At 66.1% G+C, this 15,877-nt stretch carries 14 protein-coding genes; all 14 read left to right on the plus strand.

Annotation, left to right across the window (positions count from 1 at the left end; genetic code table 11):
* The first annotated feature begins 15 nt into the window (after positions 1-15).
* The gene (locus ACQR0W_RS32930; RefSeq protein WP_316174313.1) at positions 16-930 is read left to right on the plus strand and encodes a DUF1259 domain-containing protein; all 915 of its coding nucleotides are present in this window, start codon (positions 16-18) and stop codon (positions 928-930) included.
* A gap of 262 nt (positions 931-1,192) precedes the next feature.
* Entirely contained in the window at positions 1,193-1,861 is a 669-nt protein-coding gene (locus tag ACQR0W_RS32935) for a Crp/Fnr family transcriptional regulator (RefSeq protein ID WP_315752481.1), read from the plus strand.
* 88 nt (positions 1,862-1,949) lie between these two features.
* The gene (locus ACQR0W_RS32940) at positions 1,950-2,153 is read left to right on the plus strand and encodes a YgaP family membrane protein (RefSeq protein ID WP_315752337.1); all 204 of its coding nucleotides are present in this window, start codon (positions 1,950-1,952) and stop codon (positions 2,151-2,153) included.
* A 70-nt stretch (positions 2,154-2,223) separates the two neighbouring features.
* The gene (locus ACQR0W_RS32945; protein ID WP_315825335.1) at positions 2,224-3,111 is read left to right on the plus strand and encodes an MBL fold metallo-hydrolase; all 888 of its coding nucleotides are present in this window, start codon (positions 2,224-2,226) and stop codon (positions 3,109-3,111) included.
* A gap of 151 nt (positions 3,112-3,262) precedes the next feature.
* Positions 3,263-3,604, plus strand: coding sequence for a hypothetical protein (locus ACQR0W_RS32950; RefSeq protein WP_315825336.1), 342 nt, complete (start codon positions 3,263-3,265; stop codon positions 3,602-3,604).
* A gap of 177 nt (positions 3,605-3,781) precedes the next feature.
* A complete protein-coding gene (locus ACQR0W_RS32955) occupies positions 3,782-5,896 on the plus strand; it encodes a protein-disulfide reductase DsbD family protein (RefSeq protein WP_316169859.1) in 2,115 nt (704 codons plus the stop codon).
* Positions 5,893-6,531 carry a DsbA family protein gene (locus ACQR0W_RS32960; protein ID WP_316169860.1) on the plus strand — a complete coding sequence of 213 codons (639 nt, stop codon included), beginning with the start codon at positions 5,893-5,895 and terminating at the stop codon, positions 6,529-6,531. The genes ACQR0W_RS32955 and ACQR0W_RS32960 overlap by 4 nt, the downstream gene beginning before the upstream one ends.
* Positions 6,532-7,033: 502 nt before the next feature.
* Entirely contained in the window at positions 7,034-7,936 is a 903-nt protein-coding gene (locus ACQR0W_RS32965; RefSeq protein WP_315713553.1) for a LysR substrate-binding domain-containing protein, read from the plus strand.
* Between the two features lie 134 nt (positions 7,937-8,070).
* Positions 8,071-9,015 (plus strand): 5-dehydro-4-deoxyglucarate dehydratase, encoded by a 945-nt coding sequence (gene kdgD, locus ACQR0W_RS32970; RefSeq protein WP_315752332.1) that lies wholly within the window; start codon positions 8,071-8,073, stop codon positions 9,013-9,015.
* A gap of 156 nt (positions 9,016-9,171) precedes the next feature.
* Complete coding sequence (gudD, locus tag ACQR0W_RS32975; RefSeq protein ID WP_315825339.1) at positions 9,172-10,527, plus strand: glucarate dehydratase; 1,356 nt, start codon at positions 9,172-9,174, stop codon at positions 10,525-10,527.
* 53 nt (positions 10,528-10,580) lie between these two features.
* On the plus strand, positions 10,581-12,029 hold the full coding sequence (locus ACQR0W_RS32980) for an aldehyde dehydrogenase family protein (protein WP_316169861.1): 1,449 nt from the start codon (positions 10,581-10,583) through the stop codon (positions 12,027-12,029).
* A 147-nt stretch (positions 12,030-12,176) separates the two neighbouring features.
* The gene (garD, locus tag ACQR0W_RS32985) at positions 12,177-13,718 is read left to right on the plus strand and encodes a galactarate dehydratase (protein ID WP_316169862.1); all 1,542 of its coding nucleotides are present in this window, start codon (positions 12,177-12,179) and stop codon (positions 13,716-13,718) included.
* Between the two features lie 174 nt (positions 13,719-13,892).
* Positions 13,893-14,687, plus strand: coding sequence for a class II aldolase/adducin family protein (locus ACQR0W_RS32990; protein WP_316169863.1), 795 nt, complete (start codon positions 13,893-13,895; stop codon positions 14,685-14,687).
* 291 nt (positions 14,688-14,978) lie between these two features.
* Positions 14,979-15,557, plus strand: a complete 579-nt coding sequence (locus tag ACQR0W_RS32995; RefSeq protein ID WP_315752328.1) for a hypothetical protein — start codon at positions 14,979-14,981, stop codon at positions 15,555-15,557.
* Positions 15,558-15,877: the final 320 nt, after the last annotated feature.

The raw sequence follows: 15,877 nt of genomic DNA on the forward strand, positions 1-15,877 counted from the left end.
CAAAAGGAGCGAACGATGAGAAGCACGATCTGGAGTCTGTTAGGCCTCGGCGCCTGCCTCCTCGCACACGGCGCCGGACCGATCGTCTCGACGGCGCGCGCACAGGACATCGATTGGCAGAAGGTCGACGAGACATTGGGCCGGAAGCCGTCCGTGGCGGGAGACGTCCGCCGGTACGGCTTCCCGCGCACCGATCTCGCGGTGACCCTGGACGGCGTAACCATCAGGCCGGCGCTCGCGCTCGGCGGCTGGGTCGCGTTCAAGCCGGCGCATGGCGCCACCATGATCATGGGCGATCTCGTCCTGCTGGAATCAGAGATCAACCCGGTGATGGCGAAGATGATCGCCGGCGGGCTCGAAATCAGCGCCGTGCACAACCATCTGCTCCGCGCGAGCCCAGCAACGTCCTACATGCATGTCGTCGGTCACGGAGATCCGGTCAAACTCGCGTCCGCCATCCGCGACGCCCTCGCCGACAGCAAGACACCGTTGACGGTTGCGGCGTCGCCGACCACGCCGCCACCGGCCATCGATCTCGACACGGCACAGCTCGATCAGATCCTGGCGGTCAAAGGACAGGCCAATGGCGGAGTCTATCAGTTCAGCGTGCCGCGACGCGATCCCATCGTCGAGGGCGGACTATCCTTGTCTCCCGTCGCGGCGATGGGCGTCGCGACGGGCATCAACTTCCAGCCTACCGGCGCAGGCAAGGCCGCCGTCACCGGTGACTTCGTGCTGAGCGGGGAGGAGGTGAACCCCGTGATCCGGACGCTCCGTGCCCACGGCATCGAGGTCACGGCGCTGCATAGTCACATGCTGGACGAACACCCCCGCCTCTTCTTCATGCACTTCTGGGCGAACGATGATGCGATCAAGCTCGCCAAGGGTTTGCGGGCGGCGCTCGACAAAACGGCAAGCACCAAGAGCTAAGAGCAAAGAGCCAGGAAAGGCGCGGTCCGAGAGTGTGCGGGCCTTGCTCTGTTGGCAGGTGCGACAACCTTTTGGTCTGGCCCACCTGCAACTTCGCATGCGTGAGACGCCGATCGGTTGCAAGGCAACGCGCTGCCGGAGTCCATGCGAGCTCTCTCGTGGTGCCGAAGATTGGGGACGGGGGGCAGATCCCGTCCCTCGACCCACGCGCGATCCTATGGCAAGTCTGGACGACGCCGATGTGGCGCAGCCGGATGTCGTGATGTCGTCGAAGCAGGACTGGACGCTCGCTTTCCCGCCGTTGCGGCAATTGCCGGAGGAGATCTTCGCGCAGTTGCGCGAGGCCAGCCTCATTGTCGAGCTTCCGGAAGGCAGCCGGATCTTCGGCCCCGGCCAGGCGCCGGACTCCTTCCTGCTGCTGCTGGACGGGACCATCCGCGTGCAGCAGACGTCCGAGTCCGGCCGCGAGATCGTGCTCTACCGCGTCCAGGCAGGCGAGAGCTGCGCGCTGACCACGGCCTGCCTGATGGGTTACGAGGAATACCAGGCCGAGGGCATCGCGGAAACCCGGATCCGTGCAGTGGCGATCCCGCGCGCGCTGTTCGACCGGCTGATCGCCAGCTCGCGCGAATTCCGCCAGTTCGTCTTCACCGCATTCAGCCGCCGTGTCACCAATCTCTTCCGCATCATCGAGGAAGTCGCGTTCGAGCGGATCGATGTGCGGCTCGCGCAGAAGCTTCTGGATCTCGCCGGGGCGAAGCAGCAGATCGCTGCGACGCATCAGGAGCTCGCCAACGAGCTCGGCAGCGCGCGCGAGGTCATCAGCCGGCAGCTCAATGAATTCGCGCGGCGCGGCTGGTTGCGAATGGCTCGCGGAATCGTCGAGATCACCGACAGACCGGCGCTCGTCCAGCTGGCCCAGCATGGCTAGGAACCGGCGTCTCTTGGTGACTTAGTTACATACCCGCGCAATGTCCCGCTCTATCGTCTGCATCATCGCAAGCCAAAGGGAGCGCGACATGACACAGAACATTGGCAAGATCGACCGGCTGCTCAGGATCATCGTCGGACTCGCCATCCTCAGTCTCACGGTCGTAGGGCCGCACACCTTGTGGGGCCTTCTGGGCCTGATCCCGCTCGGCACCGCACTGATCGGCTGGTGCCCGCCCTACGCGATGCTCGGCATCAATACCTGCGGAACGAAGTCCAATCCGACGTCTTAGACCGTTCTGGACGACAAAACGGGGCGTGGGCGGCGATGCCGCCCCGGAGCCAAATCGTGGAGCAGCAGCCATGTCCTATCCAATCGATCTCGGCGTGCAGCCGAAGGTGGCCGGATTCTTCGATCCTGACACCAGCACGATCAGCTACGTGGTGAAGGACCCGTCATCGCCGTCCTGCGCGATCGTCGATCCCGTCCTCGACATCGACTACGCGGCCGGCCGCATCAGCACCCGTTCCGCCGACATGCTGATCGACTACGTGAAGATCAACGGCCTCAGGCCGGAGTGGCTGATCGAAACGCATGCGCATGCCGACCATCTCTCCGCTGCGCCCTACATCCAGGACAAGCTCGGCGGCAAGATCGGCATCGGCGAACATATCCTGACCGTGCAGGAGACCTTCGGCAAGGTCTTCAACGAGGGCACGGAATTTCGCCGCGACGGCAGCCAGTTCGACCGGCTGTTCAAGGATGGCGACACCTATCAGGTGGGACAGATGACGGCCTTCGTGATGCACACGCCCGGCCATACGCCGGCCTGTGCCACACATGTGATGGGCGATGCCGCTTTCGTCGGCGACACCCTGTTCATGCCGGACGGGGGAACGGCGCGGGCCGATTTTCCAGGCGGCAATGCGCGCACGCTGTTTCGCTCGATCCGGAAGATCCTTGAAACGCTGCCGCGCGAGACGCGGCTGTTCATGTGTCATGACTATGCCCCCGACGACCGCGCGGTGCGCTGGGAAACGACCGTCGGCGAGGAGCGGCTCCACAACATCCACGCGCGAGACGGGATGACCGAGAACGAGTTCGTCGCGCTCCGCGAGGCGCGCGACAAGACGCTCGGTATGCCGCGCCTGATCATTCCATCACTTCAGGTCAACATCCGCGCCGGACATCTGCCTCCCGCGGACGCGACGGGAAAGACATTCCTGAAGGTACCGATCAACGTACTTTGAGAACCACTCGCTTTGCTCACGCGATGCCGGCTTGGCCGCGAGTTCGCGGTGTCACGAAGATGTCAGTTGCCAACAGCGGCCGGTCTGCGCGACCAGTCCAAGCTGGAGAAGTTGATCCAAGATGAGGCGTGCTGATTTCGAGATGCCAGCGATGACACGCCGCCTGATAGCGGCGCTGATCGCGCTCGTCTTGAGTCTGGCGCCTCTGCTCGGAACGTTCGAGGTTGCAACGGCAGACGCCGGCGCCGGTGCGCGCCAATGGTCCCGAACGACCACGAGCGCGCCCAAGCCCTGCAGGAAGGCCGTCATCCCGGGCATGATCAACACGTGTCCGTTTGCCGCGGCTGGTCTGACCGCCGTCCCGGCGAGCGACAGTGCGGCGGCACAGCCGGTTGCCGCCTCCCGGACGCTGTCCTGGCGCCCCTATGACGAGGCGCTGACAACGCAATGCGACGCGTCCTCGCCCTACCGTCCCCCCTGCCGCCACGCCTGATCCTTCCGTCGTCATCGGCTTACGGGCCGCGTAACGTCGTGACTTGAGCGGACGAATATCCACCATCGATCGTGCGTCGTGCAGGTCGGCTTAAGGTGCCCATTGCCAGGCGCGCCTTGCGCCGGGTCGCGCAGCGCAACTGCCACGCAATGCACGATCAGCGCGCGGGAGATCATCATGTCCATCCGTCATCTTGGCCGGCTCGCAGGGCTGCTCGGCCTGCTCCATCTTGCGGCGACGACCGCTGTCGCGGGCGAGTTGCGCCCGCAGGCGAACGTCGACACGCGCCTGCTGGTCGGCGACGTCACGCGAGCAGACGGCGGCCCGGCCGCGGCATGGGCCGGACTGGATGTCAGGCTGGATGCAGGCTGGCACACCTATTGGCGCTCACCCGGCGATGCCGGCGCGCCACCCGAATTCGACTGGAGCGGCTCACGCAACGTCGCCGATGTCACCGTCGAATGGCCGGCGCCGAGCCGCTTCAGCGAGCAGGATATCGACACGTTCGGCTACGCTGAGCACGTGCTGTTTCCGTTGCGCGTGCGGCTCGAGGATGGAGCGGCGCCCGCACATCTCACACTGAAAATGGTGCTGTTCGTCTGCTCGGTCATCTGCACCCAGCAGGAGGCCCATCTCGAGGCCGACATCCCCGCCGTCTCGCACCTGCCGAACGATCAGGCGCTGATCGACGAATGGCGGCAGAGCGTCCCCCGCGCGAGCTCGCCGGGGCTCTCCATCACGGCGTTGCGCATCGATCGGCAACCAAAGCCGCATCTGCAGCTCGAGGCGCATGCGACGCCGCCACTGCACGCGCCCGACGTCTTCCTTGATGGGAACGATGCCGTGTCCGGCGGCCGTCCCCGGGTGAGCCCGATGTCGGACGGCGGCGTACGGATCACCGTGCCGGTGCAAGGCCTCGATCAGGCCGGTCCGGGACAACGCCTGCGGGTCATCCTGGTCGATGGCGACCGATCGATCGAGGCCATGCTTCCGGTGGATGCCGATCAAGCTGCTCGCGCTTCGGCGGCCAAAGCAGCCACACCGGCACCGCGTCCTTCGGCGGCATCGATCTGGACCATGCTCGGCGTGGCCCTGCTCGGCGGCTTCATCCTCAACTTCATGCCCTGCGTGTTTCCGGTGTTGTCGCTGAAGCTCGTGTCGCTGGTCGATCACGATCCCGCACACGCGCCCTCGCCGCGCCGGGCATTCCTGGCGACGGCGGCCGGCATCGTCGCCTCGTTCGTGACACTTGCCACCGTCCTCTCCGCACTCAAGGCCGCGGGCGCCGAGGTCGGCTGGGGCTTGCAGTTTCAGCAGCCCGCTTTCCTCATCGCGATGATCATCGTGCTCGCGGCATTCGGTGCCAACCTGCTCGGCCTGTTCGAGATCAGCCTGCCGTGGTGGATCGCCGGCCGCCTTGGCAACGCCGCGAGCCACAGGACGATGGCAGGTCATGCCATCAACGGCTTCGTCATGACGCTGCTGGCCACGCCGTGCTCCGCGCCGTTCGTCGGGACCGCCGTCGCTTTTGCGCTGTCGCAGGCCGCACCGCAAATCCTGCTGGTGTTCACCACGCTCGGGCTCGGCATGGCTGCGCCATATCTGTCTCTGGCCGCGGCGCCAGGCCTTGCCGCACTCTTCCCGCGGCCCGGCCGCTGGATGCTGAAGCTGCGCGTGCTTGCAGCGCTCGCGATGGCGGCGACCGCGCTATGGCTGCTGATCGTGCTCGCCGACATCAGTGGACCCTCGACTGCGGCCGTCCTTGCCGCTGCGCTGCTCGTCCCCGCTCTGATCATGGCGTCGCTCCGTTTCCCGTTGCGGCGAACGATCGCCGGAGCCGGCCTCGCCGGCACGATCGGACTGGCGCTGATCGCCGCCACCTCCGTCAAGCAGCCGGACGGCGCAAGCCGGCCGGCCGGAATCGCCTGGCAGCCGCTGGTGCCCGCCGAGATCACGGCGCAGGTGCGGGCCGGTCACACGGTCTTCGTCGACATCGGCGCCAGCTGGTGCGTCACCTGCAAGGTCAACGAGAAGCTCGTGCTCGACAGCACGGCCGTGCGCAGCCGACTGGCGTCGGGCGTCGTTGCCGTCAAGGCGGACTGGACCTCACCCAGCGACGCGATCGCGACCTATCTCCGATCCTTTGGCCGCTACGGCCTGCCGTTCAACGTCGTGTTCGGCCCCGGAGCTCCTAACGGCATCCTGCTCCCCGAACTGCTGACGCCGCAGACCGTGCTGGACGCCATCGACACCGCCTCGACCATCCCTCATCAGGAGAACGACAAGTCATGACCACGAAGACCTTTGCCGCATCGATCGCCATGCTGCTGCTGTTGACTGCGGCCATCCTGCCGATCCAGTCTCGCGCCGAGGACGACGACACCGACATTCTGAGCGAAGCGCGCATCCTGCACGATCCCGCCATCCCTGCTGTCGGAAACGCCGAGGGCGACATCACGATCGTCGAGTATTTCGACTATCAGTGTCCGTATTGCCGCAAGATCAGCCCGGAGCTCGCCAAGGTGGTTCGCGACGACGGTCACGTCCGTCTCGTCTTCAAGGATTGGCCGATCTTCGGCGGCGCCTCGATCTACGCGGCACGCCTCACCCTGGCGGCGAGATATCAGGACAAGTTCGCCGAGGCCCATGAGGCGCTGATCTCGCTCAATGAGAAGCTGTCCGAGGCCAAGGTCGATGCGGCGCTCAGCGGCGCCGGAATCGACCTCGCCCGCGCCAAGGCCGACCTCGCGGCCAAGCGCGCCGACATCGACGCCGTGCTCGCGCGCAATCACGAGCAGGCCACGGGCCTCGGCTTCCGCGGCACGCCGGCCTTCATCATCGGCCATTTCCGCATCCCCGGCGTCCCCAATGCACAGGCTTTCAAGCAGGCCATTGCGGATGCCCGCGCTGCTGCGTCCGCCAAGTGAGCAGGCACCTGACGCTCGCCATGGACAGCCGGCTGCAGCGCCGTGCCCGCAACGTGCGGCTCAGTAGCTGGCCCCAACGGAGAAGGAGATCTCGTTCCGGACGCTTGGGACAGCGGAGCTTCCCGATTCACTTCCGCGATAGGATAGAGTGAGGTCCTGATGCGGTCGGCCGGCACGGTCAGGCCGATCTCGGCCTTGGCGAGGTGGCAGCCGGGGTCGTCGGCCTCGGCATGGCCGGCGATGCGCCGGCGCACGCCGCGCGCGTATTGCATTGCAGACGTCAACATGTGCGCGGGCACCACGGCGGCCGGCGACTCGGGATTGCATCATCGCTTCGCTCCGCGCATGACGGGCGCGGCAGGCAGTGGCCCCGCCTGATGCGAACCGCCGAGCTTGGCGCGTCCGCCAAGCCGCGGCCGACGATCCCGCCAACATTCCCACGGCACCCAATCGATGCTACCAAGCCCGCACCACCCGCCGTATCCATGCCGAGGACGCATCGATGTTCGACCTCAACCAGCTGCGCTGCTTCGTCACCGTGGCCGAGGAGCTGCATTTCGGTCGCGCCGCGATCCGGCTCAACATGACGCAGCCGCCGCTGTCGCGGCAGATCCAGGTGCTGGAGCACATCATCGATGCGGTGCTGCTGGAGCGCACCAGCCGCTCGGTCAAGCTGACGCCGGCCGGGCGCAGCTTTTTGCCCGAGGCGCGGCGCATCCTGAAAATGGCCGAGAGCGCCGCCCAGGTGGCGCAGCGCATTGCCAGCGGCAAGAGCGGCTCGCTCAAGATCGGCTTCACCGCGGCCGCGGCTTACAGCTTCCTGCCCGATCTGGTCGCCGCCTGCCGCAGCGAGCTTCCAGAAGCCGATCTGTCGCTGAAGGAAATGGTCTCCGGCGACCAGATCGAGGCGCTGGCCTCCGGCCAGATCGACGCCGGCCTGCTGCGGCCGCCGATCGCGCGCCCCGAATTCGCCACCCGCCGCGTCGTCGCCGAGCCGCTCTGCGCCGCGCTGCCGCGCCGCCATCGTCTCGCCTCCGCCGAGGCCGTGTCGATCCGTGATTTCGACGGCCAGAACTTCATCATGTATTCGCAGACCGAGGCGCGCTATTTCCACGATCTCCTGGTGTCGCAGTTCATGCGTGCAGAGGTGCTGCCCCGCTACGTGCAGCATCTGAGCCAGATCCACTCGATCCTGGCGATGGTGCGCGCCGGCCTCGGGCTTGCGATCGTGCCCGAAGCTGCCTCCAGCCTGAAGATCGCCGATGTCCGGCTGCGGCCGCTGAAGCTGCGCAACCCGACGCCGGCCGAGCTGTTCCTGGTCTGGCGGCGCGATCACGACAATCCGCTGCTGCCGGCACTGGTCGAGCTGGCCGGCAATCTCGCCGTGCAGCACGCGGAAGATTGATATCTGATCCGCATCAATCGATACCGTCATTGGCTTGGACCGGCATCGAACTTGGTCCTACGACATCGCCCGGGGGAATGCGCGCCGGCGCCGGCCGCGCCCGTTCCCAAGGACATTCGTGAAGGACCCGCGCGATGAGCAAGATGACCCCGACGGAAATGGCTGCGAAGATCGGCAGCGGCCTGCTCTCCTTCCCCGTGACGCCGTTCAAGGCCGACTATTCGTTCGACGAGGCCACCTATCGCGCCAACATGGACTGGCTGTGCGGCTATGACGTCGCGGGCCTGTTCGCTGCCGGCGGCACCGGCGAGTTCTTCTCGCTGACCGCCGCCGAGGTGCCGGAGGTGGTCAAGGTCGCGGTCGACGAGACCAAGGGCCGCGTGCCCGTGCTCGCTGGCACCGGCTACGGCACCGCGATCGCGCGCGAGATCGCGATTGGCGCCGAGAAGGCCGGCGCCGACGGCCTCCTGCTGCTGCCGCCCTATCTGATGCATGCCGAGCAGGACGGCCTCGCCGCCCATGTCGAGGCGGTCTGCAAATCGGTCAAGATCGGCGTCATCGTCTACAACCGCGACAACGCCATCCTGCAGCCGGACACCCTGGCACGGCTGTGCGAGCGCTGCCCGAACCTGGTCGGCTACAAGGACGGCATCGGCGACATCGAGCTGATGACCCGTGTCTACACCAGGATGGGCGACCGCCTGACCTATATCGGCGGCCTGCCGACCGCCGAGACCTTCGCCCTGCCCTATCTCGACATGGGCGTGACGACCTACTCCTCGGCCGTGTTCAACTTCGTGCCGGAGTTCGCGACGAACTTCTATGCCGCAGTGCGCAAGCGCGACCACGCCACCATCCATGCCGGATTGAAGGATTTCATTTTGCCGCTGATCGCGATACGCAACCGCAAGAAGGGCTACGCGGTCTCGATCATCAAGGCCGGCATGAAGGTGATCGGCCGCGATTCCGGCCCTGTCCGCCTGCCGCTGACCGATCTGACCGCGGAGGAGATGGCGGAGCTGACGGCGCTGGTGAAGGCGCTGCCGGGCGCCGTCTCGGCACAGCAGGCGGCGGAGTGATCTTGCTGTCATTCCGGGGCAAGGCCGCAAGGCCTTGAACCCGGAATCTCCGAGTTGATGGATAAGAAGAGACGCAAGCCAATCTCTGGATTCCGGGTTCAGCCCTGACGGGCTGCCCCGGAATGACGGAGATAGGAAGAAGACCGGGAGGAGCACATGAGTCACGCAGCCACCAGCACCGGAATCTCCGGCGCGCCGATCGTCACCGGCATGGAGGTCATTCCGGTGGCCGGCCGTGACAGCATGCTGCTCAATCTCAGCGGCGCGCATGGGCCGTTCTTCACCCGCAACCTCGTCATCCTCACCGACAATGCCGGCCACACTGGCGTCGGCGAGGTGCCCGGCGGAGAGAAGATCCGGCAGACGCTGGAGGATGCGAAGAGCCTGATCGTGGGCAGGAGCATCGGCGCCTGTAACACCATCCTCGCCACGATGCGTACCGCCTTCGCCGATCGTGACGCCGGCGGCCGCGGCAAGCAGACCTTCGATCTGCGCGTCATGATCCATGCGGTGACCGCAGTCGAATCCGCGCTGCTCGACCTGCTCGGCCAGCATCTCGGCCTGCCGGTGGCGGCCCTGCTCGGCGAAGGCCAGCAGCGCGCCTCCGTCGAGGCGCTCGGCTATCTGTTCTTCATCGGCGACCGCAAGAAGACCGACCTGCCCTACGCCACCGGCGAGCGCGAGAAGGACGGCTGGTATACGCTGCGACATCAGGAGGCGATGACGCCCGAAGCTGTGGTGCGGCTCGCCGAGGCGACGCACGACGCCTATGGCTTCGCCGACTTCAAGCTGAAGGGCGGCGTGCTCAAGGGCGAGGCCGAGATCGAGGCGGTGACCGCCATCGCAAAACGCTTCCCGCAGGCGCGCGTTACGCTCGACCCCAACGGCGCCTGGTCGCTCGATGAAGCGATCCGGCTGTGCAAGGACATGCACGGCATCCTGGCCTATGCCGAGGACCCCTGCGGCGCCGAGGCCGGCTTCTCCGGCCGCGAGATCATGGCCGAGTTCCGCCGCGCCACGGGCCTGCCGACCGCGACCAACATGATCGCCACCGACTGGCGGCAGCTCAGCCATGCGCTGCGGCTCGGGGCGGTCGACATTCCCTTGGCCGACCCCCATTTCTGGACCATGCAGGGCTCGGTGCGCGTCGCCCAGACGTGCCGCGACAATGGTCTGACCTGGGGTTCGCACTCCAACAACCATTTCGACATTTCGCTGGCGATGTTCACCCACGTGGCCGCCGCTGCGCCGGGCAAGGTCACCGCCATCGACACCCACTGGATCTGGCAGGACGGCCAGGCGCTGACCAAGGCGCCGCTGCAGATCAAGGGCGGCAGGATCGCCGTGCCCGAGCAACCCGGGCTCGGTGTCGAGGTTGACCGCGGCGCCATCGAAAAGGCCCATGCGCTGTACAAGAGCCACGGGCTCGGTGCACGCGACGACGCCGTCGCAATGCAGTATCTGATCCCCGGCTGGACCTTCGACGACAAGCGCCCCTGTCTCGTGCGATGACGGGGGCGATCGGTTAGATTGTCCGAGCAATCGCGCAAAGTCTGGAGAACAACATGAACGCGATCCTCAAGAATTTCATCGCCGGCGAGTGGGTCGACGGCAGCGGGGTGACCCGCAACATCAACCCGTCCAACACCAACGACGTCGTCGGCGAATACGCCAAGGCCGACAAGGCGCAGACCGAGAAGGCGATCGCCGCCGCCAAGGCCGCCTTCCCGGCCTGGTCGCGCTCGACGCCGCAGGAGCGCTATGACGCGCTCAACAAGATCTCGGCGGAGATCCTGTCGCGCAAGGAAGAGCTCGGCCGCCTGCTGGCGCGCGAGGAGGGCAAGACGCTGCCGGAGGGCATCGGCGAGGTCGCCCGCGCCGGCCAGATCTTTGCGTTCTTTGCCGGCGAGGCGCTGCGCCTCACCGGCGAGAAGGGCGCCTCGGTCCGTCCGGGCCTCGACGTCGAGATCACCCGCGAGGGCGTCGGCGTCGTCGGCATGATCACGCCCTGGAATTTCCCGATCGCGATCCCCGCCTGGAAGATCGCGCCCGCGCTCTGCTACGGCAACACGGTCGTGTTCAAGCCGGCGGAGCTGGTGCCCGGCTCGGCGCATGCGCTGTCCGAGATCATCGCGCGCTCCGGCCTTCCCGCCGGCGTCTTCAACCTCGTCGTCGGCTCCGGCTCGGTGGTCGGCCAGACCCTGCTCGAGCATCCGGATGTTCACGCGATCTCCTTCACCGGCTCGGTCGGCACGGGGCGCAAGATCGCGCAGGCCTGCGTGCTGTCGAACCCGATGAAGAAGTTCCAGCTGGAGATGGGCGGCAAGAATCCGATGGTCGTGCTCGACGATGCCGACGTCAAGGTCGCGGTCGAAGCCTGTGTCAACGGCTCCTATTTCTCGACCGGCCAACGCTGCACGGCGTCCTCGCGCCTGATCGTCACCGAGGGCATCCACGACAAGTTCGTCGCGGCGATGACCGAGCGGCTCAAGGGCCTCGTGGTCGATGACGCCGTCAAGCAGGGCACCCATATCGGCCCGGTGGTCGACGCCAACCAGCTCGAGCAGGATCAGCGCTATCTCAAGATCGGCCAGGACGAAGGCGCCAAGCTCACCTGGGGCGGCGAGCTGCTCAACCGCGAGACGCCCGGCTTCTACATGCAGCCAGCGCTGTTCACCGAGGCCACCAACGCGATGCGCATTGCCCGCGAGGAGATCTTCGGACCGGTCGCCTGCGTCATCCGCGCCAAGAACTACGACGAGGCGCTGGCGATCGCCAACGACACCGAGTTCGGCCTCGCGGCCGGCGTCTGCACCACCAGCCTGAAATACGCCTCGCACTTCAAGCGCAACAGCGAGGCCGGCATGGTGATGGTCAATTTGCCGACCGCCGGCGTCGACTATCACGTCCCGTTCGGCGGCCGCAAAGGCTCGAGCTACGGCGCCCGCGAGCAGGGCTCCTACGCGCGGGAATTCTACACGACGGTGAAGACGGCCTACACCTTCCCGGTGTGAGCCTCGTCCGCCGTGAGCTAACAGACGGGCCGCATCGACGGTCCACTCCCTCTCCCCGTTCTTACGGGGAGAGGGGATGAAAGAAGGAAATAGGCGGGCACGGCGCTCCGCGCCTTTGCCCACCCACCGGAGCGGAACGGAGCCAGCATGAACCAGCAGGTCGTCGCCAACCAGGAGCCCCGCATCATCAAGCTCAACGCGCGCGACAACGTCGCGATCGTGGTGAACGATTTCGGCCTGCCTGCCGGCACCAAATTTCCCGATGGCCTGACGCTGAGGAGCTTCGTCCCGCAGGGCCACAAGACCGCACTGGTCGACATCGCCGAGGGCGCGCCGATCGTCCGCTACGGCGAGATCATCGGCTATGCGAAGTCGCCGATCGCATCCGGCGAATGGGTGGACGAGGCTCGCATCGACATGCCTGAGGCCCCTGCCCTCGATCAGCTCGAAATCTCCACCGCGGTGCCGGCGCCACTGCCGCCGCTCGAAGGCTACACCTTCGAAGGCTATCGCAATCGCGACAGCTCGGTCGGCACCCGCAACGTGCTCGGCATCTCGACCTCGGTCCAATGCGTCAAGGGGACGCTCGAATTCGCGATCAAGCGCATCAAGAGCGAGCTGCTGCCGAAGTACCCGAATGTCGATGACGTCGTCGCGCTCACCCACGCCTATGGCTGCGGTGTCGCGATCACGGCGCCAGATGCCGTGGTGCCGATCCGAACCCTGCAGAACCTCGCACTGAACCCGAATTTCGGCGGCGAGATCCTGGTCGTCGGCCTCGGCTGCGAGAAGCTCGCGCCGGAGCGGCTGCTGCCGGAGGGCACTGAAGACTCGATCGTCCGCATGCAGGACGAAGCGTTCGACGGCTTCGGCGCCATCGTCGACGCCATCATGACCCAGGCCGACCGTCGCCTCGCCGAGCTCAACAAGCGCAAGCGCGAGACCTGCCCGGCGTCCGATCTCGTGATCGGCCTGCAATGCGGCGGCAGCGACGCGTTCTCTGGCGTCACCGCCAACCCTGCGGTCGGCTTCGCCGCCGACCTGCTGGTCCGTGCCGGCGCCACCGTGATGTTCTCGGAGGTGACCGAGGTTCGCGACGCGATCCAATTGCTGACCCGGCGCGCCATCAATGAGGACGTCGGCCGCGCGCTGATCCGTGAGATGGACTGGTACGACTCCTATCTCGCGCGCGGCGGCGCCGATCGCAGCGCCAACACGACGCCCGGCAACAAGAAGGGCGGCCTCGCCAACATTGTCGAGAAGTCGCTGGGCTCGATCGTGAAGTCGGGCTCCGGTCCGATCCACGGCGTGCTGGCGCCGGGCGAGAAGGCCAGGCAAAAGGGCATGCTGTTCGCGGCGACGCCGGCCTCCGACTTCATCTGTGGCACCTTGCAGCTCGCATCCGGCATGACCTTGCAGGTGTTCACCACGGGCCGCGGCACGCCCTACGGCCTTGCGGCGGCGCCCGTCATCAAGGTCGCGACCCGCAGCGAGCTGGCGCGGCGCTGGAAGGATCTGATCGACTTCGACGCCGGCCGCATCGCCACCGGCGAGATGACGATCGAGGAAACCGGCTGGGAGTTGTTCAAGCTGATCCTCGACGTCGCCTCCGGTCGCACCAAGCCATGGTCGGACCGCTGGGGCATCCACAACGATCTGACCTTGTTCAATCCGGCTCCGGTGACCTGAGGGAGGGCTCACCCTGCCATGCCAATTGCCTCGCTCAAACCTCTCCCCGTCATTGCGAGCGAAGCGAAGCAATCCAGGGTCCCAGCCACCATCCTGGATTGCTTCGCTTCGCTCGCAATGACGCGTATGTTGAAGCAACGAGCCTAGACAACGAAGGCCGGGAGGAAGAGCCAGATGTCCAGCTTCAGCCGCTTCGCCGCGATTGCCGTAGCAGCCTTCCTCCTCTCCGCCGGCCCTTCCCGCGCCCAAGACGCCATCCCCGGCGTTCCCCGCGAACTGCTCGAGGACATCGCGACCGGCAGCCGCATCCTCGCCGATCTCGGCGTCGTCGACGCCTTCGGCCATGTCAGCGCGCGGCATCCCACCAATCCGCACCACTTCCTGATGGCACGCTCGATCGCGCCGGCGCAGGTGACCGCCAACGACATCATGGAGTTCGACGAGAACGGCGAGCCGGTCGATGCGAGGAACCGCGCCGTCTTCCTCGAGCGCTTCATCCATGCCGAGATCTACAAGGCGCGTCCGGACGTCAACGCCGTGGTACACACGCATTCGCCCGGCGTCGTGCCGTTCAGCGTCAGCCGCACACCCTTGAAGCCGCTGTATCACAATGCGGCCTTTCTCGGCACCGGCGCGCCGGTGTGGGACATCGGCAAGGAATTCGGCGCCACCAACATGCTGGTCAGCAACAATGTGATCGGCAAATCGCTGGCGGCCACGCTTGGCGACAAATCGGTGGTGCTGATGCGCGGCCACGGCGACGTCGCGGTTGGACCGTCGGTCAAGGCCGCCGTGTTCCGCGCCTACTACACCGACGTCAATGCGAAGCTGCAGGCGCAGGCGATCGGGCTCGGCAGCGACGTCACCTATCTCAGCGCCGAGGAGGCCGCCAAGGCCGACGCAATCAACATGGTGATCATGGACCGCGCCTGGGCGCTGTGGAAGCAGAGGGCGCAGTCGGCGAAATAGTCCCGGAGATTGAAGATCATTCCGCGGCAGCGCCGCCCCGGATTCCTGTGACGCGCCGAGCCCGCTGCACCGCGCCTTCCGTCTCGACATGGAGCGCGAGCGAGTGCGCGGCGTGCGCACGGAACTTTCCATTCCTTTTGCGGTATCGACCGACCACCCGTGCCGTACAGCGCCGGGCTTGCGCTGGCGCGATGTACGCTGCCGCACTGGCGTCCGACCTCTTTTTGCCGCAAAGCTGACACATCGCTTAACCTCTCGCGCCGTCATGATTCCTCCAGGCTCACCCCGCGGATGCCCCTGCATTTTCCTCGTCTTGCTGCCGTTGCGCTCGGTCTCTTCCTGGGTACGCCCTGCCTGGCTCAGCAGCCGATGCCGGTGACGAGCTCGCCGGAGGAGCGGCCCGACATCGATCTCTACGCGCTGATGTCCGGCACCTGCCGGACCGCGAAGGTCGACGGCCGCGAATTTTCCTGCAAGACGGTGGCGTTCTTTCACAGCGAGAAGGGGCGCGCCCATTTCACCGTCGCGCTCGACGATCCCGCTGACGAGAGCCACATCATCGCGTTCTCCGGCATCAATGGCCGCAGGTCGATCCAGAACGTCTACGAACTGCCGATCGACAGGATGCTGCTGAATTCCAAGCATCGCCCGAAGGTCGATGGCATTCCGGTGCCGGCGACGAAGAGCTCGGCCGGCATGTGCCGTCAGGTCGGCAACTTCGCGATGCTCAAGGTCACGAGCGTGACCTGCTCCGCCAAGGACGACAGCGGCCGCGCCTATGAGCTGCAGTTCGTCTCCGACGGCACGCCCATCACCTTGCGCCGGGTGCGCCAGACGATGACGAACGCCGAGCACAATCCCTATGAATGAGCGCGTCGCGATTGCGGCGACCGCGCGCATCCGCGTCGCCTGACGCGCATCTGCTCCAATCCGCATCTCGAACAGCCATGAACATGAGGGCGCGTTCTCGCGGCAGATGATGCCCGAGGCTTACGATCCGTCTCGCCCTCGGAAGTGCAAAGGGCGCAGGGAATGCCGGGTGAAGGCCCCACCCATGGCCCGCCTGCGAAAAAAATGCAGGCGGCAGGTACCACAGGCAAAGCCGGTTCAACCGGTGGATTCAATTGGTCGTCGCAACACTCGATGAGGAGGTTGCGATGGGCATTCGAAAGAAACGGTCAACGCGGAGC

It is taken from the genome of Bradyrhizobium sp. HKCCYLRH1034, from assembly GCF_051168375.1.
Taxonomy (GTDB): Bacteria; Pseudomonadota; Alphaproteobacteria; order Rhizobiales; family Xanthobacteraceae; genus Bradyrhizobium.